Here is a 697-nt window from a genome sequence, read left to right as displayed (position 1 = left end):
CGCCGCCAAAGCCGACCGACGCATAGAGCAGGGCCGTCAGCGCGAAACCGGCGGCGAGCCCCCCCATGTCCGTTTAGGCAGCCTTGCCGTGGCAGTGCTTGTACTTGCGGCCCGATCCGCAGGGGCACGGTGCGTTGCGGCTGATTTCGCCCACCATCAGGTCTTCGCCCATTTCGGGCATCGGCGACTGGCGCGGCGGCAGCGTCGCGGTGACGGTGCCCAGCGTTCCGCCGTCGATATCCGCGCTGTTGTCCTCGCCGGTGAACGGGTCGAAATGGGTGGTGAGGAAATCGGGCAGCTCGGGCAGCGCCGGGATTTCCGGCTCGCGGATTTCCAGGTTCATGATCGTGCCGGTCACGTCCTCGCGGATCACCTCGAGCATGCGCTCGAACAGGCCGAACGCCTCGCTCTTGTACTCGTTGATCGGCGTCTTCTGCGCATAGGCGCGCAGGAACACCACCTGACGCAGCGCGTCGAGCGTCGCCAGATGCTCCTTCCAATGATGGTCGAGGCTCTGCAGCAGCACCGATTTCTCGATCGAGCGCCACATGCCGGTCTCGATCTCGCTCGCCTTGGCCTCGACCTTGGCTTCGGCCATCTCGCGGATACGCTCCTCGATCAGCTCGGGCTCGACCGCGTCTTCCTGCAGCCAGGCGTCGATATCGGGCTCGAGCCCGAAATCGACGCCTGGCTGCAG

Annotated in this window: 1 protein-coding gene; it reads right to left on the bottom strand. The window is 65.7% G+C overall.

Going from position 1 to position 697, the window contains the following annotated elements:
- Window positions 1-73 precede the first annotated feature (73 nt).
- Window positions 74-697: SEC-C metal-binding domain-containing protein (locus DM995_RS02820; protein WP_198669239.1), on the bottom strand; the 624-nt coding region annotated here is incomplete at its 5' end.

Origin of the sequence: Blastomonas sp. UPD001 (genome assembly GCF_003426715.1) — a bacterium.
In the GTDB taxonomy this organism is placed as follows: Bacteria; Pseudomonadota; Alphaproteobacteria; order Sphingomonadales; family Sphingomonadaceae; genus Blastomonas.
This window is presented reverse-complemented; position numbering and strand designations above follow the sequence as displayed.